Source organism: Clostridium sp. BSD2780061688st1 H5 (assembly GCF_005845155.1).
Lineage (GTDB): Bacteria > Bacillota > Clostridia > Lachnospirales > Lachnospiraceae > Claveliimonas > Claveliimonas intestinigallinarum.
Map to the genome: position 1 here is coordinate 36,708 of NZ_SPGT01000019.1, position 26,690 is coordinate 63,397.

At 54.9% G+C, this 26,690-nt stretch carries 24 protein-coding genes and 1 riboswitch; of the genes, 7 read left to right on the top strand and 17 right to left on the bottom strand.

Translation table 11 applies throughout. The features are described 5' to 3' along the window. Positions 1 to 93: 93 nt before the first annotated feature. The 4 genes from proC to FGQ86_RS11960 are packed head-to-tail and all read right to left on the bottom strand — an operon-like array spanning position 94 to position 4,089. Positions 94 to 891, bottom strand: coding sequence for a pyrroline-5-carboxylate reductase (gene proC, locus FGQ86_RS11945; protein WP_033126700.1), 798 nt, complete (start codon positions 889 to 891; stop codon positions 94 to 96). A 27-nt stretch (positions 892 to 918) separates the two neighbouring features. Continuing rightward, positions 919 to 2,187 carry an amidohydrolase gene (locus tag FGQ86_RS11950; RefSeq protein WP_138304210.1) on the bottom strand — a complete coding sequence of 423 codons (1,269 nt, stop codon included), beginning with the start codon at positions 2,185 to 2,187 and terminating at the stop codon, positions 919 to 921. Beyond that, positions 2,184 to 2,909 carry an L-2-amino-thiazoline-4-carboxylic acid hydrolase gene (locus FGQ86_RS11955; RefSeq protein ID WP_033126711.1) on the bottom strand — a complete coding sequence of 242 codons (726 nt, stop codon included), beginning with the start codon at positions 2,907 to 2,909 and terminating at the stop codon, positions 2,184 to 2,186. Before FGQ86_RS11955 ends, FGQ86_RS11950 begins: the two co-directional genes overlap by 4 nt. A 40-nt stretch (positions 2,910 to 2,949) precedes the next feature. Next, a complete protein-coding gene (locus tag FGQ86_RS11960) occupies positions 2,950 to 4,089 on the bottom strand; it encodes a PucR family transcriptional regulator ligand-binding domain-containing protein (RefSeq protein ID WP_033126701.1) in 1,140 nt (379 codons plus the stop codon). Positions 4,090 to 4,528: 439 nt separating this feature from the next. Here FGQ86_RS11960 and FGQ86_RS11965 point away from each other — a divergent pair, with 439 nt between their 5' ends. Beyond that, positions 4,529 to 5,788, top strand: a complete 1,260-nt coding sequence (locus FGQ86_RS11965; protein ID WP_033126702.1) for a putative ABC transporter permease — start codon at positions 4,529 to 4,531, stop codon at positions 5,786 to 5,788. A gap of 89 nt (positions 5,789 to 5,877) precedes the next feature. On the opposite strand, the gene FGQ86_RS16495 is transcribed toward FGQ86_RS11965, so the two are convergent. The 7 genes from FGQ86_RS16495 to FGQ86_RS12000 all read right to left on the bottom strand — a co-directional run bounded on the left by FGQ86_RS16495 (position 5,878) and on the right by FGQ86_RS12000 (position 12,299). Continuing rightward, complete coding sequence (locus FGQ86_RS16495) at positions 5,878 to 6,288, bottom strand: LysR family transcriptional regulator (protein ID WP_242842869.1); 411 nt, start codon at positions 6,286 to 6,288, stop codon at positions 5,878 to 5,880. Between the two features lie 46 nt (positions 6,289 to 6,334). Then, positions 6,335 to 7,378, bottom strand: coding sequence for an ATP-binding cassette domain-containing protein (locus FGQ86_RS11975; protein WP_138304221.1), 1,044 nt, complete (start codon positions 7,376 to 7,378; stop codon positions 6,335 to 6,337). A 2-nt stretch (positions 7,379 to 7,380) separates the two neighbouring features. Then, positions 7,381 to 8,064, bottom strand: coding sequence for a molybdate ABC transporter permease subunit (modB, locus tag FGQ86_RS11980; RefSeq protein ID WP_138304213.1), 684 nt, complete (start codon positions 8,062 to 8,064; stop codon positions 7,381 to 7,383). 21 nt (positions 8,065 to 8,085) lie between these two features. Then, on the bottom strand, positions 8,086 to 8,955 hold the full coding sequence (gene modA, locus FGQ86_RS11985; protein WP_347562513.1) for a molybdate ABC transporter substrate-binding protein: 870 nt from the start codon (positions 8,953 to 8,955) through the stop codon (positions 8,086 to 8,088). Between the two features lie 145 nt (positions 8,956 to 9,100). After that, entirely contained in the window at positions 9,101 to 10,483 is a 1,383-nt protein-coding gene (gene yqeB / locus FGQ86_RS11990; RefSeq protein ID WP_033126706.1) for a selenium-dependent molybdenum cofactor biosynthesis protein YqeB, read from the bottom strand. Further along, on the bottom strand, positions 10,480 to 11,232 hold the full coding sequence (gene yqeC / locus FGQ86_RS11995) for a selenium cofactor biosynthesis protein YqeC (RefSeq protein WP_052084114.1): 753 nt from the start codon (positions 11,230 to 11,232) through the stop codon (positions 10,480 to 10,482). Before yqeC ends, yqeB begins: the two co-directional genes overlap by 4 nt. Continuing rightward, entirely contained in the window at positions 11,229 to 12,299 is a 1,071-nt protein-coding gene (locus tag FGQ86_RS12000) for an XdhC/CoxI family protein (RefSeq protein ID WP_242842870.1), read from the bottom strand. The genes yqeC and FGQ86_RS12000 overlap by 4 nt, the downstream gene beginning before the upstream one ends. Before the next feature lie 150 nt (positions 12,300 to 12,449). On the opposite strand from FGQ86_RS12000, the gene FGQ86_RS12005 reads away from it, so the two are divergent. Together FGQ86_RS12005 and FGQ86_RS12010 are read left to right on the top strand one after the other, a co-directional pair. Next, positions 12,450 to 13,025: a TetR/AcrR family transcriptional regulator gene (locus tag FGQ86_RS12005; protein WP_033126715.1), complete on the top strand. Its 576-nt coding sequence runs from the start codon at positions 12,450 to 12,452 to the stop codon at positions 13,023 to 13,025. A 78-nt stretch (positions 13,026 to 13,103) separates the two neighbouring features. Continuing rightward, the gene (locus FGQ86_RS12010; protein WP_033126707.1) at positions 13,104 to 14,402 is read left to right on the top strand and encodes an MATE family efflux transporter; all 1,299 of its coding nucleotides are present in this window, start codon (positions 13,104 to 13,106) and stop codon (positions 14,400 to 14,402) included. 686 nt (positions 14,403 to 15,088) lie between these two features. On the opposite strand, the gene FGQ86_RS12015 is transcribed toward FGQ86_RS12010, so the two are convergent. Both FGQ86_RS12015 and moaC read right to left on the bottom strand, forming a co-directional pair. Continuing rightward, complete coding sequence (locus FGQ86_RS12015; RefSeq protein ID WP_033126716.1) at positions 15,089 to 16,129, bottom strand: molybdopterin-binding protein; 1,041 nt, start codon at positions 16,127 to 16,129, stop codon at positions 15,089 to 15,091. A gap of 8 nt (positions 16,130 to 16,137) precedes the next feature. Further along, complete coding sequence (gene moaC / locus FGQ86_RS12020) at positions 16,138 to 16,686, bottom strand: cyclic pyranopterin monophosphate synthase MoaC (RefSeq protein ID WP_081958094.1); 549 nt, start codon at positions 16,684 to 16,686, stop codon at positions 16,138 to 16,140. Between the two features lie 201 nt (positions 16,687 to 16,887). On the opposite strand from moaC, the gene FGQ86_RS12025 reads away from it, so the two are divergent. The 3 genes from FGQ86_RS12025 (at position 16,888) to pflA (ending at position 20,563) form a co-directional block, all read left to right on the top strand. Then, positions 16,888 to 17,217 carry a hypothetical protein gene (locus FGQ86_RS12025; RefSeq protein WP_033126708.1) on the top strand — a complete coding sequence of 110 codons (330 nt, stop codon included), beginning with the start codon at positions 16,888 to 16,890 and terminating at the stop codon, positions 17,215 to 17,217. Positions 17,218 to 17,281: 64 nt separating this feature from the next. After that, positions 17,282 to 17,363, top strand: a riboswitch (ZMP/ZTP riboswitch). A 117-nt stretch (positions 17,364 to 17,480) separates the two neighbouring features. After that, positions 17,481 to 19,733 (top strand): formate C-acetyltransferase, encoded by a 2,253-nt coding sequence (gene pflB / locus FGQ86_RS12030; protein ID WP_138304218.1) that lies wholly within the window; start codon positions 17,481 to 17,483, stop codon positions 19,731 to 19,733. 32 nt (positions 19,734 to 19,765) lie between these two features. Continuing rightward, on the top strand, positions 19,766 to 20,563 hold the full coding sequence (gene pflA, locus FGQ86_RS12035; RefSeq protein WP_081958117.1) for a pyruvate formate-lyase-activating protein: 798 nt from the start codon (positions 19,766 to 19,768) through the stop codon (positions 20,561 to 20,563). Positions 20,564 to 20,624: 61 nt separating this feature from the next. Here the strand turns inward: pflA and FGQ86_RS12040 are convergent, their stop codons facing one another. From FGQ86_RS12040 to FGQ86_RS12050, 3 genes are all read right to left on the bottom strand, one after another. Continuing rightward, entirely contained in the window at positions 20,625 to 21,425 is an 801-nt protein-coding gene (locus FGQ86_RS12040; RefSeq protein WP_033127076.1) for a NifB/NifX family molybdenum-iron cluster-binding protein, read from the bottom strand. A 129-nt stretch (positions 21,426 to 21,554) separates the two neighbouring features. Further along, positions 21,555 to 23,588, bottom strand: a complete 2,034-nt coding sequence (locus FGQ86_RS12045; RefSeq protein WP_171031561.1) for an LTA synthase family protein — start codon at positions 23,586 to 23,588, stop codon at positions 21,555 to 21,557. 183 nt (positions 23,589 to 23,771) lie between these two features. Continuing rightward, positions 23,772 to 25,013: a hypothetical protein gene (locus FGQ86_RS12050; RefSeq protein WP_033127077.1), complete on the bottom strand. Its 1,242-nt coding sequence runs from the start codon at positions 25,011 to 25,013 to the stop codon at positions 23,772 to 23,774. A 172-nt stretch (positions 25,014 to 25,185) separates the two neighbouring features. On the opposite strand from FGQ86_RS12050, the gene FGQ86_RS12055 reads away from it, so the two are divergent. Beyond that, positions 25,186 to 25,521: a helix-turn-helix transcriptional regulator gene (locus tag FGQ86_RS12055; RefSeq protein ID WP_033127078.1), complete on the top strand. Its 336-nt coding sequence runs from the start codon at positions 25,186 to 25,188 to the stop codon at positions 25,519 to 25,521. Between the two features lie 360 nt (positions 25,522 to 25,881). Here FGQ86_RS12055 and FGQ86_RS12060 read toward each other — a convergent pair whose 3' ends face one another. Further along, on the bottom strand, positions 25,882 to 26,421 hold the full coding sequence (locus FGQ86_RS12060; protein WP_033127079.1) for a prolyl-tRNA synthetase associated domain-containing protein: 540 nt from the start codon (positions 26,419 to 26,421) through the stop codon (positions 25,882 to 25,884). Between the last annotated feature and the right edge of the window lie 269 nt (positions 26,422 to 26,690).

The following is a 26,690-nucleotide window of genomic DNA, read 5'->3' on the forward strand; positions in this document are numbered from 1 at the left end:
TTAGATATCCAGCGCTGCGTGATATCCCCAGTACACCGCGTTTGTAATGGTGGACACTCTGGACGCGTCGCCGGTCCTGTGCCGCTCTGCCCTCTACAGCTGTTTGGACTTCTCCGTGGCCACGTTGATGCACTCTATGACCGTACCTCTCATGCCGCCCTTTTCCAGCGCCTCGCAGCCCTCGATGGTGGTGCCTCCCGGGGAGGTGACCATATCCTTGAGCTGGCCCGGATGGATGTCCATGTCCAGAATCATCTTTGCCGTTCCAAGGCAGGTCTGGGCCGCCAGCCGGTAGGCTGTGGCGCGGGGCAGTCCCTGCTTCACGCCGCCGTCCGCCATGGCCTCGATGAACATGGCCACATAGGCCGGGCCGCCGCCGCTCAGGCCGCAGACCGCGTCGATGAGAGTTTCCGGCACCTTCTCCACCACGCCGATGGACCGGAAGAGCTCCTCCGCCGCAGCCATCTCTTCGCTGGCAAGGTCATTGTCCGCGCAGAGGGCAAAGGCCCCCTCAAATACCATGGCCGGCGTGTTTGGCATGACGCGCAGGATCCGGGCGTTTCCACTGATCATTCCCCGAAGCCTCTCCACTGTGACGCCTGCCACGATGGAGATAAGAGCTTTCCCGTCCAGGGCCTCCCCGCACTGAGCCAGCGCCTCCTTCGCCTGCTGAGGCTTCACGGCCAGCAGCACAATGTCGCATTTTCCGCACACATCCGCATCGCTCTCTCCAAGAGCCGCTCCCCAGCCCTTCGCCTTATCCATCATCTCCTCTTTGATGTCGTAGACAATGGCATCGTCCTTTGAGATAACGCCGCTCTCCAGCGCTCCGTGGAGGATGGCTCCTCCCATATTACCGCATCCGATCCAGCCAATCTTCTTTGTGATCATTTTTCTTCCTCCTTTTTCCCTTGTTTCTCAATCTGCTTTTTTGTCAATCCCTTTGTCCGCCGGGTCAGGTCTGTGGCGCTCCATCCACAGCTTCGTCCCCTCCGCCATGCAGCGGGCCGCGTACAGCATGCCCTTCTGGCCAATGCTCATGCCCGCCTGTCGGGCCGCCGCCCAGTGATGGAGGGGCGTCCCCCTGCACATGGTGGCCGCGCTGAGGGTAATGAGGGGCACCGTGTGGCTCACCTCCGCCGCGTCCGTCCCGATGGAGATGGGCACCGGCTCATCCTCCAGAGGCTCCAGTCCCCGGAAATACTCGCCCCCATTGTCCAGACCCGCCTCCTCTGTGATCCTGGCGGCAAAGTCCAGCTCCTCCTCCGTATACTGCGGGGTGGGGATCTTTGTCATGGCCTCGTAGTAGAGCTCTGTCAGCTCACGGTCGATCTTCATCTCCCGGCAGCTTGCCACCAGCTCGATCTCCACCGTGGTGCCCGTCATGAGGGCTGCTCCCCTGGCGCAGTCGTCCACTCTCCTGGAAGCGTCCTCCGTTCTCGCCCGCAGGCTGGAGCGGATAAAATAGTTGGTCTTCGCCAGATCCGGCACCACGTTGGCGGGCTGTCCGTTGTCTTTGTAGGCGTAATGCATGCGCACGTCCGTGGGCACATGCTCCCGCAGATAGTTGACGCCCACATTCATAAGCTCCGCCGCGTCCAGGGCGCTCCGCCCCTCCTCCGGGGAACGGGAGGCGTGGGCGCTGACTCCGTGGAAGGTATAATTTTTTATATCCTGCGCCTGCCATATGTCGTTGCTGACCCGGTTTCTGTCAAAGGGATGCCAGGTCACCGCAATGTCCAGGTCATCAAAGACTCCCGCCTTATTCATGACGATCTTTCCGGACATAATCTCCTCCGCGGGACAGCCGTAGACCCGCAAGGTCCCGGCCACCCCCACCTTCTTCATGTACGCCTTCAGGGCGCAGGCCGCTGCCGCCGCTCCTGTACCCAGCAGATTGTGGCCGCAGGCGTGCCCCAGCTCCGGCAGTGCGTCGTACTCGGCCAGAAAGCCGATGACAGGCCGCCCCTCTCCCCACACGGCGGTAAATGCCGTGTCGATCCCGGCAGTCTTCTTCTCCACCCGGAAGCCATTTTCCTCCAGAAAGGAAGCCAGATATGCGCTGGAGAGCTCCTCTTTGTAAGCTGTCTCCGGATGCCGGAAAATGTAGTCCGCTGTCCGGACTACCTCCTCCTTGTGTTCCTCCAGCCAGTCTGCGATCAGATTTTCCTTCTCCCTGCTGCTCATACAAATGCCTCCTTCGGGTAAATCTCCTCCTCTGGAACTGTGTCCAGCACATCCAGACACTCCTGCCCGAACAGCTCCGCAAATTCCGCCAGCGCCCTGTCCACAGCTCTCTGCCCGTCATCTCCCAGATCCTCGATGAGGATTCGGCTGATGGTGGCTCTGAGATGAGCCGTGTGGAAGGTAAAATCCTTCATACAGGAGGCTCCCAGCTCCTTTTTCTTCGCAGCCAGGGCCTCGTTCTCCTCAGGCGTCAGAGGGCATCCCCAGTCGAACTCACAGCGCGGGCCGCCCCAGCTCATGGGCTCCGTCACCTGGGTACAGACATATTTGTCCTGATAGCCCTGGTACACCGCGTTGTCCACATTGACACAGTAGAGCCTTCCGTACTCAGTGAGGCCGTGCTTTTCCCAGGCATCACACCAGGCGCATTTTGCAATATAGGTCTGCAGGGTGGGCTGGGTGTGGATCTGCCCGAACTCCATCTGCCCGTCAAAGTCCGGCTTCCACTCGCCGTAGGCCTGATTGGTCATCGTGTTGATCTCATCCCCTCTTTTGCGGGCATTGCAGGCCATCCGCCGGCCCCTCTCCTTTCCGTACACGGTCATGCCCCGCAGGATGGACTCCTTTCCCTTTTCCCCGCACAGCTCCACCGCCTGTCTTGCCAGAAGCGCAAACAGCACCGCGTGGTGCTCGATCCGTAAGCATACTGTTTCCTTTGTCATCACTCTGTCTCCTTTCTGCTCATCCATGTCAGTCGATCTGCTAAAAATTTGCGGTCCCCAGCTGAAGGATATAGAAAGACACCATGATCCTCACCCGGTTCTCATTACTCAGTATATCATATCCAAGCACATCTTTGATCTTATTCAGCTTGTAGGTCAGCGTATTTTTGTGGCAGTACAGTGCCTCTGCCGCGCGCACTGTGCTGCAGTCATTTTCAAAATAGGCCTTCAGGATCCTCATATACTCCGTCCCGTGCGCCCTGTCATACTCCATCAGCCTTCCCAGCACCTCCCGGACAAAGTCCGGGTAAATGGCCGTCTCCTTCACGTCGGTGAGGATCTTGTAGATCCCCAGCTCGTCGTAGGCCAGAAAATTTTTCGGGATGGTAGTCTTCGTCAGCTGGTAGGCCGTGTAGGCATTTTCATAGGACCGGTGAATATCCTGTATCCGTTCTACCGTGGTGCCCGCTCCGATATAGAGGTTTGGATCCTCCCCGGACAGCCTGCGGAACTGATCCCGCAACCAGTCTCCCCGGTAGCCTGCTGCCAGTATGATCAGACGCCCCTCCTCCTCGTAAAAGATGGTCTTCTCCATGGAAAAGTGGAGCTTTCTCTGGATATCCTCCAGAAGCCGGTTGCCCCTCTCTGTGTCGTAGGCGTGACAGCTCATAATGATGACCGTGTAGGAGAGGTCTCTTGGAAAGCCGTTTCTCTCCATATGGTTCATGTAGAGCTCCTCGTTGTCCGGATAGAAAATAGCATTTTTCATGGCCGTGACCAGGTTGGTCTCCCTCTGCTCATTCTTCAGCAGGATCTCCGAGAACTTCCGCATAATGTCAATGTAGGGCGTCTTCCAGGATGCGGAAAAGAGGGGAAGCCTTCTTTTATTGCACCAGTCGACAGCCTCCCGGGAAAACTGCTTTCCCTCCCCCAGCGCGATGATCACCCCGCCGGCCCCGGCCCGGTCCATGGCTGCCAGAAATTCCTTCAGCCATTCCTCTGACCTGTAATTCAGGCCGGAGTTGAAGACCAGCTCGTCCCCGTAAAGAAACTGGGCAAACTCGCTTCCCTCCACCATGTGGATCCAGCTGATCTTTCTGTCATAGCAGGAGTCTGTGTGGAGCTTCACTTCATATTCCGGCCGGATCTCCCTGTACAAATACTGTAATTCAACTGCCATAGAAAAAATCTCCTTTATACAGTAAAGAATACCATTTTTGTGCTCAGATCACAATTATTTTCCGAATATATGGTTTGAAAAAATATTTTCAAAGGGTTTTCCCTGTGATATATTGTATTCGAAATACAAAACATATTTAAAACCCCCGAATTTGTATTTCCATCACAATCTCTGGATTATAGAAAGAAGCAGCGTGCTGACCGCACGCTGCTTTTTCGTTCCATATAGACTTTATACCAGCAGTCCGGCAGCTATGACTGCTGCCGTCATGACAAGGATCACCAGGCAGGATCGGGATTTGTGTAAAGAAATTCTTAAGTTTTCGCACTTCGCTTGACCTGTGTTCCGCCCCATATTATGATGGTGAAAGTATCGGGACATCTTCTCCTTTATAGATGCCCTGATTATTCTACCGGGCAAAGAGCAAAGGATAAGCATTATGGAGTACACATTTACAGAAATCTTCTGGCTGTTCCTCATCTATTCCTTTATCGGATGGATTATAGAGACAGTCGTGGGAACAATCAAAAACAGGAAATTCATGAACCGGGGATTTTCGACAGGCCCCTTCTGTCTCGTATACGGGGCCGGCGCCGTCCTCATGTCCGTCACCCTGCCGGAGCTGATAGACAATCTTGTTCTGCTCTTCGTCGGCTGCGCCATACAGGCCACCGCTGTTGAGTGGATCACAGGCAAGACGCTGGAACGGCTGAACCGGCATAAATGGTGGGACTACTCGGATAAAAAATGGAATTTTGACGGCTATATCTGTTTCCAGTACACGGTTCTGTGGGGCGTGCTGGGCGTCATCTGTCTGAAATACGGCAATCCCCTCCTCTTCTCCCTGTACAGCCGGATACCGGGGCCCATCACCTCCATCATTGTGTGGGTCCTGATGGGATATGTACTTCTGGACACAGTGGTGTCCATGGCCGCGGCCCTGCGCCTGCGAACCTTTGAGGCCAGCCAGTCGCGTATTCCCCTCATGCGCTTTGTGGAGCGCCGGATGTCCAGGGCCTACCCGGTCATCCAGGAGAAGACGGAGGATATACTTCGGGAGGGAAAATTTGCCGAGGGCTGCGGATTTTACAAGCTGTTCTGGCTCTTTCTCATCGGCTCTCTTCTTGGAGACATCACGGAGACGCTCTACTGCCGCCTGGTAGGCGGAACATGGATATACCGCAGCAGCCTTGTGTGGGGTCCCTTCAGCGTGGTCTGGGGCTTTGCCATCGTGCTTGCCACTGCCCTTCTGTACAAGGACCGGGACAAGCCGGACCGCCATATTTTCCTCGTCGGCACCTTCCTGGGCGGAGCCTACGAGTACATATGCAGCGTCCTGTCAGAGCTGGTGTTCGGCCAGGTTTTCTGGGACTACAGCAATATCCCCTTCAACCTGGGAGGCCGCATCAATCTTCTGTACTGCTTCTTCTGGGGCATTGCTGCTGTTGTATGGATCAAGGGGCTGTACCCCCACTTTGCAGGGTGGATCGAGAAAATCCCGAAGGTAGCCGGCTACATCGCCACCTGGATCCTGGTGGTCTTTATGGCCGCCAACATCCTGGTCTCCGCCGCGGCGCTCATGCGCTACAGCGCCCGGGACGGCGGGCCTGCCGCCCCCTCCGGCTGGGAGCATATCATCGACACCCACTTTGACGACGCAACAATGAGACAGCTCTATCCCAACTCCGAGATGAGATAATGTGTCACACAGCATACACAATAGCGCACCAGCTAGTGTAAGTTCAGACGTAATACTTTTTAAAAGTGTTACGTCTCCTGTTAATTTTTTCACAGCTCAGTGAACATTTCCTGGAACGCTGTATCCGCGTATTTCTTCACTCTCTCCTCCAGAGCCCGGTAGCGCCTCACCAGGGAAATGCTCTCCGGGGTGAGGGAGCAGCTGCCGCCGCTCCTGCCGCCGTGGTGCCGGAGGATGAGGGCGTACCCCAGCTCGTTCTCGGCCCGGTTCACGATCTTCCATCCCTTGCTGTAGGACATGCCCATCCGGCCGCAGGCCTCCTTCATGGATCCGGTCTCCCCGACAAGCTCCAAAAGCTCAGCCACTCCGGGGCCAAGAACCGGCTCGTCTGTGCCAATCTGGAGCTTTACCCGCAGGCGGAATTCCTTCCAGTCTTTCTGTTCTTTTCTGTCTCCATCGGAATGGGTATATCCTGTCTGTTCTGCCTCTTTTCTGTTCAAATGAATTCCCCCCTGTCAGCACATTTTCTACTTTTTCACCATTCCACTATTCTTCCAGAAGCAGGATCTTCGATGGGTCTACGGTCACCTCATCGGGAATCTGATGCTGGCTCCGGTCGCTCTTCATCCAGATGCCCGCCCCGGGGTGATCCCGGTTCTGAAAGATGAGCGTCCACTCAAAAGGCGAGGACACCTTCTCTGCCGAGAGCACCCGGATTCGGTTGGGGACGTCCTCTCCCCTAGCCGCAGGCAGGATGTCGTGGGCCCGGATCCCCACATGGGTAACTGTGTCGGACACCTTTGTCCCGGTGCGCAGCATGACATTCCAGTCATCGGCGTAGACCTGAAAATCCCCAGCCTTCTGTACGCGGGAAATATTCTTGCACCCGGTCAGCCTGGCCGCGGCCAGCTTCCGAGGCTGGTCAAAAAGCACCTGCGTCTGATCGCAGATCACATCTCTCCCCTTTTCCATGATCATGGTCCGGCCGCACAGGCGGTAAATCTCATCCCGGTCGTGGCTCACAAGAACCATGCAGCCTTCAAACTCCCGAATCATCCGGGCAAGCTCCATCTGCATCTCCTCCCGTAGGTAGCTGTCCATGGCGGAAAACGGCTCATCCAGGAGAATGCATTTTGCGTCCGACGCGAAGATCCTGGCCAGGGCGGTCCGCTGCTGCTGCCCGCCCGAGATGTGCGCGGGATACTGATTTTCCAGCCCCTCCAGGCGGAACCTTCGGATCAGCTTCTCCACCCGCTCCCTGCGGGCGCTTCTGTCCTGCCGGCTCCTCAGCAGCCCGGCCTCAATATTCTGCGCCACCGTCATATTGGGAAACAGGGCATAATGTTGGAACAGGTACCCGACCTTTCTTTTCTGTGGCGGCAGGTCGATTCCTCTGCCGCTGTCAAAGAGGACTCTATCGTCCCTTCGGATCTGCCCCCGGTCCGGCCGCACAAGCCCGGCCACAGCCTTGAGGGTCATGCTCTTCCCGCAGCCGGAGGGCCCCAGTATGCCCAGGCATCCGCCCTCCGCCTCAAAGCGAAGATCCAGGTCAAAATTTTTCAGCTTTTTTGAAATATCAGTTCTCAGCATCTTCAACGGCTCTCCCTCCGGGTAAATCTCTGAAATACATACGTCGCATAGCCCATGCCGGTGACCACTATAAAGGAGATGAGCACCAGAATCAGCACATATCGGCCCGCTGACTCCATGTTTCCCGCCGCCACATCGGAGTAGACGGCCAGGGGAAGAGTTCTCGTCCGCCCCTCAATATTCCCGGCGATCATGGCCGTGGCGCCAAACTCTCCCAATCCCCTGGCAAACGCCAGAATCCCCCCGGACAGAAGCCCCTGGACAGCCCCTGGCATGAGGACTCTGTGGAAAATCTGCCACTCCGACATGCCAAGCGTCCTCCCCGCGTCCATGAGATTTCGGTCCACCTGCTCAAACGCGCCTCTGGCCGACCGGTACATGAGAGGGAAGGAAATGGCCACTGCCGCCAGCACCGTAGCCCCCCAGGAAAACGCGATCTTCACCCCGAAATATTCCAGGAAAAAGGCGCCCACCGGCCTCTTGACTCCGAAGATGTAGAGGAGGAAAAATCCCGCCACCGTGGGAGGCAGGACCAGGGGGAGGGTCAAAAGACCGTCCCACAGTATTTTCCATCGCTCATGGCGCATCCGATAGACAAAAAATGCCGCCCCTGTTCCAAGAAAAAATGTAAAGACAATAGAAACTGCCGCTGTCTTTGCCGATATCAGAATAGGCGAAAGATCCACCTTCTCCTCCTCCTTTCACTGCTACTGGCCGTCCTCATGGCTGGTAAATCCATACTCCGCAAACACAGCCATGGCCTCGTCGCTCTGCAGGAAATCAAGAAATGCCCGGGCCTCCTCCTGATGTGCGGATGACGCCACAAGTCCCGCCGGATAGATAGCCGGCTCCGCCAGACTTCCCGCAGGCGCCTGGGCGATCACCCTTACCTTGTCTGTGGTGGCCGCGTCCGTGGCATAGACGATGCCCGCCTGGGCGCTTCCCTCTGCCACCCAGTTCAGCACCTCTGTCACATTTGTCCCGAGGCTGGATTTTACCAGCACCTCGTCCCAGATCCCCAGATTGGTGAGGGCCTCCCGGGCATACTGTCCTGCGGGAACGCTGGCCGGGTCGCCGATGGCGATGGTGTCCGCCTTTGTGATATCCGTAAATTCCGCCAGGCCCAGCTCATTGTCCGCAGATGTGATGAGCACAATCTGGTTCTCCAGAAGATCCTTCACGCTGTCCCCGTCAATGAAGCCTTCCTCTGTGAGGGCGTCCATCTGCTGGGTGGCCGCTGACATGAACACGTCCGCCTCCAGCCCCTCCTCGATCTGCGTCTGCAGCTTACCTGAGCTGTCATAGGTTCCCTTCACAGTCACACCCGGATTTTGCTCCTCAAACATGGGGATCAGCTCCTCCTCGCAGGCGTACTCCAGACTGGCTGCCGCCGCCACAAGGATTTCTGTCTCTTCCCCGCTCTCCTGTGACGCGCCGTCCTTTGCCGCGTTCTCCTGCTCTGTCCGGTCTGCGCTGTCTCCCCCGGAAGAAGAACATCCTGCCAATCCCGCTGCCAGCAGGCACACGCTCATGGATACTGCCAGCAGGCAGCTGATCTTGTCTCTTTTCATTTTCATATTCCTTCCTGTCTTTATGTTTCATCCTGTCACTTTCATTTTAAGCACTCCCAGTATACATCAAGTTATTTTTAAAAACAACTCGCTTTGACAAAAAAGCTGCCCGGAAAAAGAACTACTTCCCCGGGCAGCGCCTGGCATCTCCTCAGATCCCCCATCTTCTCTCCCACACTTCCTCCATGTCTTCCTTCCGGTCTATGTCCCGCAGCTCTGTCTCCCTGGACTCCACAATGTCGATCCTGTCCGGGTGCCGGGCCATCACGGCCCGGCCCCCCACGTCCCCCTCCAGGGCCATAAGCTCCGGGAAAAATGCTCTCGGCCACAGCACCGGATTGCCCGGCCTTCCCTCATGGCCGGCGCAGATGATCCTTCCTCTCCTGACGGCCGCCCGGTTCCAGATCTTCTGGATAGTGGCCGCCTGGAGGCCGGGCTGGTCGCAGACGCAGAACAGGACGCCCTCCACCCCTGGCCTTTTCTCCAGCATAGCCCGAAGCCCCAGCTTCAGGGACCAGGAAATCCCCTGCTCCGGCTCCCGGTTCTCCACCGGCGTCACCCCCATCTGCCGGGCCGCCTCCATAATCCTCTCATTTCCGGTGACAATCAGTTTCTCCACCCCGGAAAAGGCAGCCGCCTTGTCCAGCATGTACTGGTAGACCGGCTTGTCATGGACAAGGCAGGACAGCTTGTCCCCGCCAAAGCGAAGGCCCCGGCCTGCTGCCAGAATGACAAGGCCGTATTTTCCCTTCATCCTCCCGTACAGCTCCACTGCCTCCAGGGCGGCTCCCCCCACGGCCAGCGCCTTGTCGGAGATGGTGTAGCAGTGGGAGAGCTCACACCGGGCGTCAATGTCCCCGATCTTCATGCCCTTTTTCACCATAGCCCCCTCCTGGAGCATGCCCCGCACAATGCCGGACATGGCCGCATAGACCGGCACGCCCCCTGTGTAGGCGGTGATCTGCCCCTTCTCCACCCTGCTGCCGATGGACACTGTGGGCCGGATCCGCCCGTCCCCGGCGGCCCGCAGAAGCCGCTCTATGGTGTAGCCTCCCACGTTGCCGGGCACCCCTGTGTTGGGAATGGCTGTCCCCTCCCAGATAAGTCTGCCAAGAGTGTGGCCCCGCTTTGTCTCGATGACGCAGTGGCAGTCAACTCCCGCTGTAAATCCGGGGCCAGTGCCGATGACAAGAGGCGCGTCGGTGATTGCCGTGCCCAGATTCTTCTTGGCGATGATAGCGTCGATGAGTACATCCGGCCGGAAGGCCTCCCGTACGGCGGCCCTCGCATCCACCAGCACCGAGATATTTCCCTCGCTCAGTATCTGCCTGGCCTCTGCCATATTGCCCGCAAGAACCGCCTCTATGTCCTCCACCTGTGCCCGCCCCTCATAGACGGCTCTGGAAAAGGCCACTGTCCGCCTCACGGTCATCGGCTCTTCTGTCTCTGTCATAAGGATCTCATGTCCGCAGCGGTACAGCCTGGCGGCAATGCCGGTTGCCAGATCTCCCGCGCCCCTGATCAGTATCTTCATGCTCTCCTGTCTCCATTCTCCTTCATTTGTCCTAAAATCAGTACTTCCGTCTCTGTCATCCGGCTGATCCGCCGGGCCGCCTCCAGCCCGCCCGGCAGGTCCGCCTGGGTAAGCGCCACAGTAAAATGCCATGCCTCCCGGACGCCCTTTCTTCCCCCCAGGGGATGGCCGGCCAGGAGGGCGATGTCCTCCTCTCTCACCAAGCCCTCTACAGACCGTCCCAGGATGGCCGCCGCCCTCTCAGGGCGGAAGCAGACCTCCCCCAGGCTGCGCCCCAGGGCGCCCATGCCGTATACATACACCACATGGGTCGTCTCCTCCGGGAAGACAGGCTCCCTCTCCCCCGGCGCCTTCAAGGGCAGCCTCCGGGAGCCATCGGCCTCCACAAGAACCGGGAAGGGCAGAGCCAGGATGTCCTTCATCCACTCCTTCTCCGGGGCTTTCATCTTGCCGTCCCTGTCTTTTCTACCCAGAAAGACCACACCCTCCCGCTCCAGAATCTCCCCCATTTTCACCGGGGAGGGCTCCAGCAGGAACCGGGGCTCCTCCTCCGCGTACATGCGGGTGGTGGTAGTCACCGCCACCGGGATGCCCCGCTCTTTGTACTCCGCCGCAAGCCGCTTCAGCAGGGTGGTCTTCCCTCCGGCCCCCGCCGCGCAGAGCCGCACATCCCTTCGATCCTCCAGTCCCAGTGCTTCTATAATAGAGGGAAATGCTCTGTAAGAGCTCTCTTCTTTCTTTAAGATCAATCTCCTGTCACCTCCAGCATGACCTGGATACGGCCTCCGCAGACCATCCCCTCTTCCTCCGCCTCCTGAGCCGTCATGTCCACTCCGGTGACAAGGAACCGGGGGCTTTCCGGGAGCCTCAGCATCTGGAGGGCCTTCTGCATGACCCTGCTCTCCGCGCAGCCTCCGCCGATGGTGCCAAGGGCAGTCCCATCCTCCCGTATGAGCATCTTGGTTCCCACGCCGCGGGGCGCAGAGCCCTGCCTGGATATGATGGTGGCAAGGACAGCCCTCCGTCCGCTCCCGTTCCTGTCGTGGCCGCTGTCGTAGCTCTCCTGGATAGCCTCCAGCAGTTCTTCGGGATACCCTTCTGTTTGCTCTTTTTCATTTTTTATCTGGATGATCTGGGCAAAAATGGAGACGGCAATCTCCTCCGGCGTCTCCGCCCCTATGGCAAGCCCGATGGGGGCGTGAAGGCGCCGGATCTCCTCCTCTGAAATCCCCAGCTCTCTCATCCGCTCCCGTACCATGGCGGTCCTCCGCCTGCTGCCCATCATCCCCACATAGGCGCAGGCCGTCCCCAGCTCCCGCTCCCGGGACAGGATGCCGTAAAGGCAGTCCTCATCGTACCGGTGTCCTCTCGTCACGATCACTGCATAGGTATCCGGCCCCAGCTCGGCCTGGGCAAGTCCCTGGGAGAAGGGCTCGCAGATCACCCGGTCCGCCCCTGCCCGCCTGGCCTGGTCCGCGAATTTGGGCCGATCCTCCAGCACGGTCACAGAAAAACGGAGCATTTTCCCGATTTTTATGATGGGCATGGATACATGGCCCGCGCCGAAGACGAAAAGCCCAGGGCTGCCCCCCAGCCGCTCCATGAACACGCCTGTCCCTGCGTAGCTCTCCCCGAACGCCCACGCTTCCTTTTCCCCCCTAAGGAGGAATTTTCCGCCGGCCCGGGGCCCGTCCAGGATGGTGGCTGCCGTCAGCTCAGGCGTCCCTGCTGCCCGCCTCTCTTTGATTGCCTGGTAAAACTCTCTTCCTTTCATTTCCTGTCCCATCCTGCGCTCCTTCCTTTTATTCTTTTTCATCTTAGTATGTCTCCCGCCTAAAATCAAGGCTTACCTCACAAAGCGCCCTCCCTGCATTCATGCTTCTCTCTTTGTGAATGAACAATATTCATTGACAAATCTGTTTCCCTGTGGTATGGTAATCCACAGATAAGGAAAGAAGGGATGACCATGACGCGGATCACGAAAGACCCCAAGGAGCGCAGGCAGGAGATCATCGACACTTCCATGAAGGTGTTCTATGAGAAGGGGTACGAAAAGACAACCATCGCGGACATCGCCCGGGAAATGCACGTGGCCCAGGGACTCTGCTACCGGTATTTCTCCTCCAAGGAGGAGCTCTTCGACACGGCCCTTGACCAGTACGCCCAGCGCCAGGTGGACCGGCTCCTGGCTGCCACCAACCTGAACCTGCCCCTTGCGCAGCTCATCGAGAGCATGCCCTCCTTCCCGGAGGTAGAGCTGGACGACAGCTACGCCCAGAAGCTCTGCCACCAGGAGGGCAATGCAAAATTTCACAACCAGCTCGCCCTGAAAATCTGCGCAAAGCTCCAGCCAGTGGTAGCCCGGCTCCTGGCCCGGGCCGGCGAGGGGGGAGAACTCCAGATAAAAGATCCTGACACCGCCGCCTCCTTCTGCGTGTACGGTCAGCTGGGAATCCTGCTGGACCAGAACATCCCCGCCAGTGAGCGGACGGAGCGGATCCACAGCTTCCTCTTGGAGCTGATCCGGCATTTTCAGGCTTAAACACAAAAAGAACTGCCTCAGGCAGTTTTTTTATAAAACACAAGTGAATGATATTCACTCATTAAGGAGGAATGAACAATGAACCTAAAACTTGACTTCATCAGCGGAGACACCAAAAAATGCCTGGCCGCCATGGCGCTGCCTCTCATGGCAGCCATGTTTCTCAATATGGCCTACAACCTTGTGGATAGCCTCTGGATCGGCAACCTGCTGGGAGAACGCGCCTACGCCGCCCTGACAAACGCGACCCCTGTCATCCTGATCCTCAGCTCCATCGCCATGGGCGCCTCAAACGGCGTATCCATCCTTCTGTCCCAGGCTGTGGGGGCAGGAAAAAAAGAGACGGCGGAAAAGATGATCACCACCTCTCTTCTCGCCGCCATCGTCTTCTCCCTGGGCCTCACCCTGCTGCTGGAGCTTCTCCTTCGTCCCATCCTGGGCCTTCTTGGCACACCGGATGAGCTCATGCCCATGGCCTGGCAGTATCTGGCCATCTACCTGTCCGGCTATCTGGCCGTCTTCCTGTACTGCTACTTCACCGCCGTGCTCCGCAGCTTTGGCAACAGTGTCTTCCAGGTCGTTGCCATCCTGATCTGCACAGTCCTCAACGCGGTCCTGGACCCTGTCTTCATCCATCTGATGGGCTTCCGGGGAGCGGCCGTGGCCACGGTCCTGTCCCAGGCGCTCTGCCTTGTCTTCATGCTTGCCTATCTTGCGAGGAAGAAATTCTTCCATCTCCGGCTGCGGCAGTTTGACAAAAGCCTGCTTTTGCCCTTTATCGCAAAGGGCGTTCCCTCTGCCTTCCAGCAGAGCATTCCGGCCATCAGCACCAGCTTTCTCACTTCCCTTGTCACCGGCTACGGCATTTCCGCCCTGGCCGCCTACGGGATCACAGGGAAGCTGGAGACCATCCTGTTCTACCCGGCCATGGCCTTCAACATGGCACTCACAAGCATCGTCGGCCAATGCACCGGGGCAAAAAGATACGACCGGGCACGGGACTACATGAAGACATCCCTTCTCTCCGGCACAGCCCTCCTTCTGGTGCTGTCCGCCCTGGTGACTGTATTTGCAAGGCCTCTTGCCCTGCTCTTTGTGGACAGCCTGCAGGCTGCAGAAATCGTGGCCGTGTATTTCAGGATCGTGGGGGCCGGCTACCTCTTAAACACCCTCACCAACTGCTTCCTCGGAAGCCTGAACGGCATGGGCAGGCCCTCCCAGAGTCTGCTGTGTATGGTCCTCTACTATCTGGTCGTGCGTATGCCGCTGGCCTGGCTCCTCTCACACCTGGGCTTTGGGCTTGAGGGCATCTGGACCGCAGTCCTTATGAGCCACGTGATTGCGGCAGCCGCCTCCGCCTTTGCAGCCCTGCGATAGCTTCACGCCCAGAAAACTGTACACATGGAGGTGGAGAAAAGGCACTGGTAGCCCCCCTGCTAAAAACGGTTGAAATCTTCTTGCGTCATTGCAGATTTTTATCAGATATGTTATAGTAAACATGTAAAAAGGAACAACCGCCAAAGTGGTTGACCTTATAACAGAGCTTTAGATTACCACCCTGCAACCGGTCAAAGTTTTAAGGGTGGTTTTCTACTGGCTAAAACACTACTTGACAAACATAAATACGAATGTCAGCAATGCCAGAATGAACATTCCAAAAGCCATCAGATCTTTAAAGTCAAACGGTTTTTTGTCCATCAGCATCACCCCCATTCTATGTAGAATAGAGGTCAGCCACCCTGTAACACAGTTGTTCCTTCTATAAGATAACATAATTCTATCTTCTTATCAATATACTTTCCAAAATTATGTTTGTGGAACTACTACTTATTTTTCTTGAATATTCGGTACGGATATGCTATATTGTAAACATAAAAAAGAAATTGAAAGCGGCTTCCCCTCAACAATGAAGCTATACCGCTAAAAGCGGCAAGCCGTCACTATTGCAGTAGTGGCGGCTATTTCTTTCCCCTGAAAATCTCATAACAGAGACCAACAAGAGCAACAATGAAAATCAACAACTGGATCAGAGGGTAAGCCAGGCAACCGTTTCTTTTCCATTTCTATTTCCCAAACCCACAGTTCGGAAATGTGCACACCGGGCAGGACAGGCACAGTCCGCCCTCTCCCATCCCTGTGAAATCCTCCAGGCTCAGCCGCTCTCCGGCCGCGATCCTTGGAAGCACCAGGTCAAAGATGGTCCGCTTCGCGTACATGACACAGCCGGGCAGTCCCAGCACCGGAATGTCCGGAATATCCTTGCCTTCCGCCCGCTTTTTATATCCAAGCATGAACATGGCGCCGGGCAGGACAGGCGCACCGTAGGTGATGACTTCATCTGAGGCATTTCGTATGGCAAGGGGTGTCCTGTCGTCCGGGTCCACGCTCATGCCTCCTGTGCACACCACCAGGTCCATGCCTTTTCCGATCCACTCCCTGATGGCATCCTCCACCATGGAGGCGTCGTCGCTGCAGAGGATATTTCCCGGCACCTCCATGCCGTACTCCAGAAGCTTCTCCTTCACCACAGGAGTGAACTGGTCCTTGATCCGGCCGTGATAGACCTCGCTTCCCGTGGTCACAATGCCAGCCTTCATCTTTCGGAAGGGAAGGAGGGAAAAAATGCTCTCCTGGCCGCAGATTTCCTTTACCCTCTCCATCTTCTCCTCCTCAATGACAAGGGGCACCACCCGCATGCCGGCAATCTTGTCCCCCTTTTTCACCGGAAAATTTCCGTGGCGGGAGGCGATGACGAACTGGCCCAGGCCGTTGACCTGGTCAAGCTTTTCCCTGTCTACCTTCAAAAGCCCGTCCGTGTCCGCTGTCAGCTCAATCTTTCCCTCCTTCACGTCTGAGGGGCTCATATGCTCTCCCTGACAGACCTGGCGCAGGATTTCAGCCCCCTCATTTTCGTGGAGCATCCCCTCCTGCTTCTCCCACACATAGAGGTTCTCCTTGCCCACAGAGAGAAGGACCGGAATATCCTCCTCCCGGACAACATGTCCTTTCCGGAACACCGGGCCTTTCACCTGCCCCGGTATGATCTGTGTGATATCGTGGCAGAGCACGGTTCCCACTGCGTCCTCTGTCCGTATCAGCTTCATTCCCTTTTCTAATCCCATGTCTTCAGTCCCTTTCCTGTCTGCTCTCTGTATTCTGTCTGCCCTGCACGCTGCGGGGCTTTGGCCTTTTCGTTGCGTATCTCTCCGCTCTTGCCCCCTGTCTTGTGAACCAGGTAAACCTCCGTGATCTCCATACTCTTATCCAGAGCCTTGCACATGTCATAGATGGTGAGAAGGGCTGTGGTCACGCCGGTAAGGGCCTCCATCTCCACCCCCGTCTTCCCGGTCACCTTCACCGTGCAGGTGCAGTGGACCGCACAGGCCTCCTCGTCCATGTCAAACCGAATGCGGCACCCGGTAATGGGAAGGATGTGGCACATGGGAATCAGCTCAAAGGTCCGCTTGACCCCCATGATCCCGGCTGTCTGGGCCACTGCCAGCACGTCCCCCTTGCCGACCGTGCCCGCCTTTATGGCGTCAAACACCTGCCGGTTCACCAGGATCGTCCCCGTGGCCTCGGCCTCCCTTTCCGTATCCTTCTTCTCTGTCACATCCACCATGACAGCCCGTCCGCTCTCCTCGAAATGACTTAGCTCCATCCCATGTCCTCCTTCCTGGTCACAGGCCCCTCAAACCGCCCGCATACTGCAGGCTTTGGAAACCTTGATATCCCCATTATATAGGCAGAGGAGAAAAATAACAAGTTTCCATGTATGTGCCTACCTCTTTGTGCTATACTGAATACAGAAATACAGCCCGTCCTGCGCCGCAGGACTCTCAAAAAGAGGAGGAATAAAACCATGCTTGAGACACTTCTTACCCTGCCCGGATTTATCTACCAGGCAGACGGAAAATACTATTTCCTTGGAAAATGGATCTGCAGCGAGTGCACCGATGTGGACGCCACTGACTGCGTGACCATGTACCAGATGTCCCGGGACGCAAAGGAGGAAAAGGAGACATCCTTCTACTTCCAGAAAATCCGCGCCTACAGTGATTTTGCCCTGGAGGTCCCCTATGACCCGGAGAAGATCCGCGCCAATATGCAGACTCTTCTCGCCGGCCTCTCCGACCAGGCCGCGGCGGGGCTTAAGAAGCAGATCTGCCAGGTGCAGGAGGACATGCAGTAGACGTTCTGTATACAGCAGGCAGATTTTTTTTACTTGACATTTCTTTGGGAAATGCTATATTAGAAAGTACTTATACGACTGACGGAAGTGGAATGGACCACATGAAGTATAGGGAATGAAAAGAGCCGACCGTCTGGGCATAAAACATATGCCCGGAGGGTCGTTTTTTTGTGCGATACGCCGGAGGGGGCCCGCCGTGCCTGCACAAGCGGGCATCCGGCAACGCAGCGGATTTCGGGCAGCGTATGAAGGAGGAAAATCATATGATGCAGCAAACACAATGGAATGGCTTTGAGGGAAGGCTCTGGAGAGAAGAAATCAATGTGCGTGATTTCATCCAGCACAACTATACGCCCTACGAGGGGGACGCCTCTTTCCTGGAGGGGCCGGCAGACTCCACCCGGCTTCTCTGGGATGAGCTGCAAAGGCTCCAGAAGGAGGAGCGGGCAAAGGGTGGCGTCCTGGACATGGACACAGATATCGTCTCCACCATCACCTCCCACGGGCCGGGCTATATAAGCCAGACCTTGAAGGACCAGGAAAAGGTAGTGGGTCTGCAGACGGACAAGCCCCTGAAGCGGGCTTTCATGCCCTTTGGCGGCATCCGCATGGCAGAGGAGGCCTGTACTACCTACGGCTATACCCCGGACCCTGTGCTCCACAAATTTTTCAGCGAGTACCACACCACCCACAACCAAGGCGTGTTTGACACCTACACACCGGAGATCAAGAAGGCCCGCCACAGCAAGATCATCACCGGCCTGCCGGACACCTACGGCAGAGGCCGCATTGTGGGAGACTACCGGCGGGTGGCCCTCTACGGTATCGATCTTCTGATCCAGTCCAAAAAAGAGGATTTCGACCACTGCGGCTACGGCTCCATGCGGGACGACATCATCCGCCAGAGGGAGGAGCTGGCAAAGCAGATCCGGGCTCTGAGGCAGATGAAGGAGCTGGCAGCCTCCTACGGCTTTGACATTTCCCAGCCCGCCGCAAATGCCCGTGAGGCAGTGCAGTGGCTCTACTTCGGTTATCTGGCAGCCATCAAGACCCAAAACGGGGCGGCCATGAGCGTGGGGCGCATCTCCACCTTCCTGGATATCTACATCCAGAGGGACCTGGCAGCCGGCACACTGACAGAGAAGGAGGCCCAGGAGCTCATCGATCACCTGGCCATGAAGCTGCGCATGGTAAAATTCGCCCGCATTCCCTCCTACAACCAGCTCTTCTCCGGGGATCCGGTGTGGGCCACCCTGGAAGTAGCGGGCATGGGCCAGGACGGGCGCTCCATGGTGACAAAGACCGACTACCGCTTCCTCCACACCCTGGAAAATATGGGGCCCTCTCCGGAGCCCAACCTGACGGTTCTCTACTCCACCCGTCTGCCGGAGACCTTTAAGGCCTACGCTGCCCGCATTTCCATAGATACCAGCTCCATCCAGTATGAAAATGACGACGTGATGCGGCCCATCTGGGGAGACGACTACTCCATCTGCTGCTGCGTGTCCGCCACCCAGACCGGGAAGGAGATGCAGTTCTTCGGCGCCAGGGCCAACCTGGCAAAATGTCTCCTCTACGCCATCAACGGCGGTGTGGACGAGCGCACCAAGGAGCAGGTAGGGCCGGAAAGCAGGCCCATCACATCCGAATATCTGGACTACGACGAGGTGATGCACCGCTTTGACTCCATGATGGGATGGCTGGCAGGTCTCTACGTAAATGCCCTGAATCTGATCCAGTACATGCACGACAAATATTATTATGAGTCCGCCCTCATGGCCCTCATCGACACAGATGTGCGCCGCACCTTTGCCACAGGCATCGCCGGCTTCTCCCACGTGGTGGACTCCTTAAGCGCCATCAAGTACGCCAAAGTACGCACTATCCGGGACGAGGACGGCATCGTGACGGACTACGAGACCATTGGGGATTTCCCCAGGTATGGAAATGACGATGACCGGGCGGACGACATCGCGGTCTGGCTTTTAAAGACCTTTATGCAGAAAATCCGCCAGCACCACACCTACCGGGACTCCGAGCCCACTACCTCCATCCTCACCATCACCTCCAACGTGGTGTACGGCAAAGCCACCGGCTCCCTGCCTGACGGGCGCAAGGCCGGAGAGCCCCTCTCCCCCGGCGCAAACCCAAGCTATGGAGCGGAGAAGAGCGGTCTACTGGCCTCCCTCAACTCCCTGGCTAAGCTGCCCTATGAGTGGGCCCTGGACGGCATCTCCAATACCCAGACCATCCACCCGGACGCGCTGGGCCACTCCGTAGAGGAGAGAGTGGACAACCTCACCTCCATCCTGGACGGCTATTTCTACCAGGGCGCCCATCACCTCAACGTCAACGTCTTCGGCGTGGAGAAGCTCATCGACGCCATGGAGCATCCGGAGAAGGAGGAGTACGCCAACTTCACCATCCGGGTATCCGGCTACGCGGTGAAATTCATCAGCCTGACAAGAGAACAGCAGCTGGACGTGATCGCCCGGACCTGCCACAAGACCATGTAACCTAGCTATTGCACACAGGAGGAACTTGTAAGATGGAACACCTGTCAGAATACCCCTCACAGCCAGACTCACAGCCGGACATCAGCGGCGGCCATATCACAGGCCTTGTCCACTCCACAGAGAGCTTTGGCTCCGTGGACGGGCCGGGCATCCGGTTCCTCGTCTTTCTGCAGGGCTGTCCCCTGCGGTGCCGCTTCTGTCACAATCCGGACACCTGGGCGCTGACCTCCGGCCAGGCACTCAGGATACGCGCTGACGAGCTTCTCGCCCAGGCTCTCCGCTACCGCCCCTACTGGGGCAAAAGCGGCGGCATCACAGTCAGCGGCGGGGAGCCCCTGCTCCAGCTGGATTTCCTGATAGAGTTTTTCAGGAGGGCAAAGGAGGCCGGAGTCCACACTGCCCTGGACACCTCCGGCGCTCCCTTTGCCCGGGAAGAGCCATTTTACAGCCGGTTTCTGGAGCTGATGAAGTACGTGGACCTTGTGCTCCTTGACCTGAAACTGATGGACCCGGCAGGACATCGGAAGCTGACCGGCAGGGAAAATGACAACATCCTGGACATGGCCGGTCTCCTTGATACGCTTAGCGTGCCGGTCTGGATCCGCCACGTCCTTGTCCCCGGCCTCACAGATGAGGAGAGGGACCTGCGCGAGATGGACGCCTTTATCCGCTCCCTCTCCAATGTAGAGCGGGTGGAGGTGCTGCCCTACCACACGCTGGGAGTCTACAAGTGGAAGGAGCTGGGCATCCCCTACTCTCTGGAGGATGTCCTTCCCCCTTCCGCCGGGGAAATAGAAAAGGCAGGGCGCCTTCTGCATGCTGACCGCTAGCAGAGGGCGCCCTGCCTATTTCATGTCTTTTTCATTTGTCCGTACTTTTCCCGTACACTCCTTAATGTCCGCACCCGTGATGACCTTCTCCGTGCCCTCCGCACCCATGGTGTCCCTCGCCATGTCCTTGGCAGTCATGATGCCCTTCCCCGTGGCCGTGGTGGTCGCAGTTGGCCTTTGCGTTTGGCGAGAGCTTTCCTGCCAACAGCTCCTCCACCGCCTGGTCCGCGTCCCCTGACACTCCAGCGTAAAGCTGTATACCTGCGGCGGTCAGCGCCTGCACGGCGCCTCCGCCGATGCCTCCGCAGATAAGCGCCTCCGCTCCCAGGGCAGACAGCACGCCCGCCAGGGCTCCGTGTCCCTGGCCATCCGTGTCCGCCACCTCCGAGGCGATGACTTTCCCGTCCTCCACGTCATAAATCTTAAACTGCTCTGTGTGTCCGAAATGCTGGAACACCTGGCCGTCTTCGTAAGTAACTGCTATTCTCATGATCCCGTCTCCCTTCGGCTTTTCATATTTCCGGCTGATGGCGTATTTGTAGCATCCGCCGCAGGCCCTGCAGCCTCCGTCTCCCCGGCAGAGCTGATAATCTCCTCCGCCGATAGAGAGAGTCAGCCCCTCCACCAGCACCTTCGCCAGCTTCTTTCTGGCGGAGGCGTAGACAAGCTGGACCGCGGTGCGGGAGATCTCCATCTGCCTTCCGCACTGCTCCTGGGAATATCCCTCCCCATCAATGAGACGGATCGTCTCATACTCATCCACAGTCATATTCACGGTCTCTTGCTTATTTCCTCCCACCGGAGCAAATACAAGAGTCTGTGGATAGTCACACACTCGCCTGCATTTTCTGGGTCTTGGCATTTCTCATCTCCTCCTGTCGCGTTTCTCTCTCCTTGTTCGGGTGGCTGCTGCCCCTCCTTCTTTAAAGTATAGGCTTGTTTCGGGCATATGTCAATAATAATTTTGGGTATATGCCAAAAACCGGAAGGCCTACGGCACAGCCTTCCGGTAATAATCCGTCTCAATGATCAGCTCTCCCAGCCGCAGCCGGCAGTCCGCCACATACTTCTTGTTTTCCACATACACATTCTGCTCTTCCTCTGTCATCTCCACGCCCGGGGCAGGCTGAAACTCCTCCGTGTATCTGCTGTAGGTCCCCTGGTCCGTGATCCAGGACCTGGAAAAGAATATAGCCATGCCCTCCTGATCGGAAAACACATCCGTGCCGGCCAGCAGCCGGGAGTCATACTCCACCCCCAGAAGGTTGAGCATGGTGGGTAGGATATCTACCTGGGAGCAGATCTTTTCCACCTCCACAGGCTCCTTCATGCCGGCTGACCAGAGGATCCAGGTGTTCCGGTAGACATCCAGATCTACATTCTCCTCGTCCAGCGTCTCCACTGAGTCAGAGCCGAAATCCCGGCCTGCCAGCTCCTCCAGGATGTCCAGGTCCGAGTAGGGCACATGGTCCGGCGCCATGGCGATCAGCGTGTGGTCCGCGATCCCCGCCTCCTCCAGGTCCTCCAGCAAATGGGTCAGTCCCTTCTCCAGCTCCATCCCAGCGGCCATGTATGCCTTTGTCTTGTCGGAGTAGGGAAGATCCTCCACCTGCTCCCAGTTTCTCCTGGACATCTCATTGCTGTCATACCCGTAGGGCAGATGCATGCTGATAGTGAGGTAGTAGATATTGAAGGGCTCTCTGTCCACATAGTCCGCAAAGGTCTGCTCCACCATGTAGTCATCCGACTGAGGCCAGTACTCACGGCCGCTCTCATTTGTCTCCTTTGTGACCGGGCGCCCGCACGCGTCCGCCTGCCTCCACTCATAGCCCAGATTGGGGTGGGACAGCTCCCGCCCATACATATTCTGGTTAAAATGGTAGCCAATGGAAGTGTAGTCCTCCCCGTTCAGCGCATTTGCCAGCGTAAAGGGAAGGTAGGTGGACCGCTTTCCGCTCTCAGTTAGACTGACGGGAAAGCCTGCGCGGGGATAGAGGCCTGTCAGGTTTTGAAACTCTCCTCCCGATGTGCTTGTAAAGTGCAGGGGCGTGTAAAAATTTTTAAAGACAAATCCCTCGGTGGACATTTGATAGAGAGTGGGCGTAAGCTCCGGGTCGATCATATAGCCGCTGAAGCCCTCCGCTGTGATAAAGATCACATTGTACCCCTCAAACATGCCCGTATACTCGTTCTGCTGTGCCGGCTGCACACTTCCGAAATATTCACTGAGCCATCTCTCTTCATCGCTGGACGCCGCTGCTGTCAGCCCTTCAAAATCAATATCCATCTGATTGTGATCATACACCGGCTCCTCCGGTTCCTGCTGCCCTTCCGCCGCCTCCTCCACCTGGGGCATCGTCTCCCCGGGAGTTCCGAATATACTGTGGCGGACATCCTGCAACAGCATGGTCCCAAGGCCAAGCTGTTCCACCTGGTCGTCTGTGTAAAGGTCTGTCCGAGCCAGATAGGCAGGCGTGATCTCCCCCTTCCACGGGAGGAAAAAGACTCCGGCCAGGAAGCAGGCGAAGAAAACTGCTGCCGCCCCGAGGGCCAGCGCCGTCATCTTCCAGCGGCCGATTTTTCCTGTCCTTTCATTTGTCTCCTCCGGCTCCTTTTTCCCTGCCCTGCGGACTGTCAAGATCCAGACTCCCAGAGGCAGCACCACCAGCAGGAAAAGCCCCGGGATATTCTCCCTTAGCGCCTGCCACACCGCGGCCAGGTAGTCTCCCAGATGATTGCCGGCAGCCGTGTCCAGCCCGCCCACGATCTGATAATACTGCTGAAGGATTTTCTTGCATATGAATTCCGCCATATAAACGACAGACATCAGCAGGATCAGTATGGCTCCCACTGCCCGCCCGGCCCTCTCCGGCAAAAGAGACACCGCCGCGGCCGCCAGAAACCCCCAGGCCGCCGAGGCGCACAAAAACAAAGGGGCATATCTCATATCCAGCCCCATATAGATGTGGAACACAAGCTCCATATAGACAGACAGCGCTTCCAGCACAAATATCCTCTTTCCCATTCCCTCATCATCCGTGTCCTTTATATTTGAGACTATTATACACCCTGGAGCCTCTTTCCGCCTAACAAAAAGCGACACAAAAAGACAGCCCGCCGCTGTCCTATTCATGGGGCATCCTATCCCCCTCGCGCAGGCTGTCTTTTTTTGCTGAAAAGGGCTTAATTAGTATTATAATTTTATCCATTATTCAGTTAATGTAAAATTAGACTGGTCAACAATAATCTGTGGCAATGCATCAAAGTTCGCTCCCCATGCCCATATATTGTAATCTTCATCCATTGCTAAAACATACTCATTTTCATAAGTATCATGATAATAAAAATCCGTAAAAACTGCATCATCGATAGTCAAATAATCTCTATAATAGTCTTCTCTCGTTCCATCTCCTAATTGACCTGATGTATTATCACCTTGACAAAGTATTTCTCCACCTTTTAATAAAAAAACATTATCCTGTGAAACATATGCTTTATCTATTCCAATAACTGTTAAATCTTCAATTACCGGCTGTTTTTCTGGAGACTCATATAATCGTAACAGATTACCTATTTCTGTAAGCAAAATCATTCCTCTTCCCTTGTCTTCGTTATGATATACGCTTACTGCATCAACTATTTTTTCTTCAACAGATATATCATAACTTGATGCTATTATGCTATCAAAATCTGTCAAAATCTTGGGTTCTATAGTATCTTCTCCCGTCATTCCTGAAGTAAAATTAATATATGTTAATTTATTTCCATCTATCACTACACCTTTATTTAAGCTATGATTTACATATTGTATGTCAAAAAATTTTGCATTGTCAGATAATGTGTCGCAAGATATAATCATATCATATGAGTCCGTGACACTTGCACAAATCATATACTTTTCCCCATTTTTACATTTAATCATGAGTGTTCTATCTGTCGTTTGTTTTATTTCCTCAATTTGTGGAATAATAGAAACTTTTTCAGGAGTCAGTATATCTGCTCCCCACCTATACAAATCCCCGTCTTCTGTCAAAGCATAACAATATTCATATTCTATATTTGCTCCCGTTTCCGAACTTCCAAAATCATCCAAAGCATAGATACCTACAGCATTATTTATTTCCTCAACATTTGTCCATTCCTCTGTATCTACCCTTGTTCCATTCCCAAGCTGACCATATGTATTAGCTCCTCTCCCTATAATTGTCCCATCTGCTTTAAGTATTAGTTGTAACTCAGGCTTAATAACTGCGTATGGTACTATATTTTTCTCCCTATCTTCCAAACTGTTTTGTATTTCTTGTGGTTTACTTTCTTTATCTACAGATGATGTTACTGACTTTTGACCATTCTCAATCTCTGAACTATTGTTATCATTGTCTTCTCTACAAGATACTATTCCTAGAACAACAAGTGCAACTACCAATAATATACCAATTCTTTTTCGCATTATATTCCCTCCTAGTCTTTTTAATACTTTCAAAATCATGACAACTAACTCAATTCAACCACCATCCTTTTTTTAATTATATAAGCATTTAATAGCCTATATAGTTTATTAAAACATAACATACCATCTCTTATAATTCAATATATATTAACTATAAAGGCAGGGAAATATAATGGACTATTTCTTAATCGGACAACGAATTCGAAAATATAGAAAAGCTCATTCTTTTTCTCAAGAAGAGTTAGCGGAGAAAGTTGGTATATCAACAACTCATATGAGTCATATTGAAACCGGTAATACTAAATTAAGTTTAGCCGTTCTAGTAAAAATCGCCTTAATTTTAGAAGTAAGTACTGATGATATACTATTCGATCAGTCAATGGTTAACAAAAGTAATCTTTCTAATAAAATAGTCGAGATACTAGACAAATGCAATCCTCAAGAACTTACAATTATTTTTGAAATCGTTAAGGCTACACAAATTAGTTTATCAAAATATTTAGATTAATCATCATCGAAATCTTATTTCTATTTATGAGTAAAATAAGGTCAGGAGTATTGAATTTTTATCCATAACTGGCTTCTTCAATACTTCTGACCTTACCACTTCGTATGTGCAAGCGAATTTGTTTGCTTTGCCATAAAATCACCTTTCCTTTCTTTAATAGTGGCCTGAACAACCCTATTATAACGGAAAGGTGATTTTTTGTATAACAAACGTCGCGCACCCGCATAGCGGGTGGTTGCTATTTCGCACGTTTCCGTTTCTCCATTAAGAAACTTCAACATGCTCAACTGGGTCTATCCGACCCGCAATGTAAAAAATCCGGAACCTTCTGCCGAAGTTCCAGATTTTTTATTCTCTATATTACAGCTCCATTATCTTTGCCTTGTGATAAATGCGGGGAAGAAATTTGTTCAGAAGGTCCGCTGTCTTCAGCTTCAAATGGTCCGTGTTGATCCCCGGATTGCATCCAAACCACTCTTCATCTGCCACCTCTTTATCCATGATGAGCTGCACGTACTCGTCCTCGTCGTTGACAAGTCCCATGACAGAGGCAGAGCCTGGCTTTGCTCCCAGGTGCTTCTCCATCATCTCTGCCGAGGCAAAGGACAGATGTCCCACACCCAGCTTTTTCTCCAGAGCGGACGTGTCCAGCTGCTTTGCGGCAGGTATGACCACCAGGAAAAAGCTCGTCTTCTTCTGGTTGCACAGAAAAATGCTCTTTCTCACCTCTGTGCCGAGAGCTTTGTCGATCTCCTCGCACTCCTCCATTGTCTCCACCACATCGTTTTCCACTCTCTCGTAGGGGATGTGGAGCTTATCCAGAAGCTGAAATACCTTGTCCTTGGTCTTGTTTTTGCCCTTCTTGGGCACAGTCTTGCTGATCTCGCTTATATATACCATCTGTATCTCTTCCTTTTGCCTTTACCTTTTGCTTTTCTGCGTGAAGCCTCTGCTGTCTACTATTCTATCAGCATCCACCGCTTTTTTGCAAACAAAAAACAGCCTGTTTTCACAGACTGCCTTCATATTTTCATGTACCCTCAAAACCACATACAAGAAATTCTCTATCTTCCATCTCTTCCCGAACCTTTATGGTTATGCCCTCGACCGATTAGTAACAGTCAGCTCCATGTGTTACCACACTTCCACCTCTGCCCTATCTACCTCGT

Coding starts and splice junctions, on each gene's coding strand:
- FGQ86_RS12005 (WP_033126715.1), top strand. CDS start 12,450: ATGACGCGGATCACGAAAGACCCCAAGGAGCGCAGGCAGGAGATCATC.
- FGQ86_RS12025 (WP_033126708.1), top strand. CDS start 16,888: ATGCTTGAGACACTTCTTACCCTGCCCGGATTTATCTACCAGGCAGAC.
- pflB (WP_138304218.1), top strand. CDS start 17,481: ATGATGCAGCAAACACAATGGAATGGCTTTGAGGGAAGGCTCTGGAGA.
- FGQ86_RS12015 (WP_033126716.1), bottom strand. CDS start 16,129: ATGAAGCTGATACGGACAGAGGACGCAGTGGGAACCGTGCTCTGCCAC.
- FGQ86_RS11950 (WP_138304210.1), bottom strand. CDS start 2,187: ATGAGCAGCAGGGAGAAGGAAAATCTGATCGCAGACTGGCTGGAGGAA.
- yqeB (WP_033126706.1), bottom strand. CDS start 10,483: ATGAAGATACTGATCAGGGGCGCGGGAGATCTGGCAACCGGCATTGCC.
- FGQ86_RS11960 (WP_033126701.1), bottom strand. CDS start 4,089: ATGGCAGTTGAATTACAGTATTTGTACAGGGAGATCCGGCCGGAATAT.
- FGQ86_RS12055 (WP_033127078.1), top strand. CDS start 25,186: ATGGACTATTTCTTAATCGGACAACGAATTCGAAAATATAGAAAAGCT.
- FGQ86_RS12060 (WP_033127079.1), bottom strand. CDS start 26,421: ATGGTATATATAAGCGAGATCAGCAAGACTGTGCCCAAGAAGGGCAAA.
- moaC (WP_081958094.1), bottom strand. CDS start 16,686: ATGGAGCTAAGTCATTTCGAGGAGAGCGGACGGGCTGTCATGGTGGAT.
- proC (WP_033126700.1), bottom strand. CDS start 891: ATGATCACAAAGAAGATTGGCTGGATCGGATGCGGTAATATGGGAGGA.
- FGQ86_RS12040 (WP_033127076.1), bottom strand. CDS start 21,425: ATGCCAAGACCCAGAAAATGCAGGCGAGTGTGTGACTATCCACAGACT.
- FGQ86_RS12045 (WP_171031561.1), bottom strand. CDS start 23,588: ATGGGAAAGAGGATATTTGTGCTGGAAGCGCTGTCTGTCTATATGGAG.
- FGQ86_RS12050 (WP_033127077.1), bottom strand. CDS start 25,013: ATGCGAAAAAGAATTGGTATATTATTGGTAGTTGCACTTGTTGTTCTA.
- FGQ86_RS11975 (WP_138304221.1), bottom strand. CDS start 7,378: ATGCTGAGAACTGATATTTCAAAAAAGCTGAAAAATTTTGACCTGGAT.
- modA (WP_347562513.1), bottom strand. CDS start 8,955: ATGAAAATGAAAAGAGACAAGATCAGCTGCCTGCTGGCAGTATCCATG.
- FGQ86_RS12010 (WP_033126707.1), top strand. CDS start 13,104: ATGAACCTAAAACTTGACTTCATCAGCGGAGACACCAAAAAATGCCTG.
- pflA (WP_081958117.1), top strand. CDS start 19,766: ATGGAACACCTGTCAGAATACCCCTCACAGCCAGACTCACAGCCGGAC.
- FGQ86_RS11955 (WP_033126711.1), bottom strand. CDS start 2,909: ATGACAAAGGAAACAGTATGCTTACGGATCGAGCACCACGCGGTGCTG.
- FGQ86_RS11965 (WP_033126702.1), top strand. CDS start 4,529: ATGGAGTACACATTTACAGAAATCTTCTGGCTGTTCCTCATCTATTCC.
- FGQ86_RS12000 (WP_242842870.1), bottom strand. CDS start 12,299: ATGAAAAAGAATAAAAGGAAGGAGCGCAGGATGGGACAGGAAATGAAA.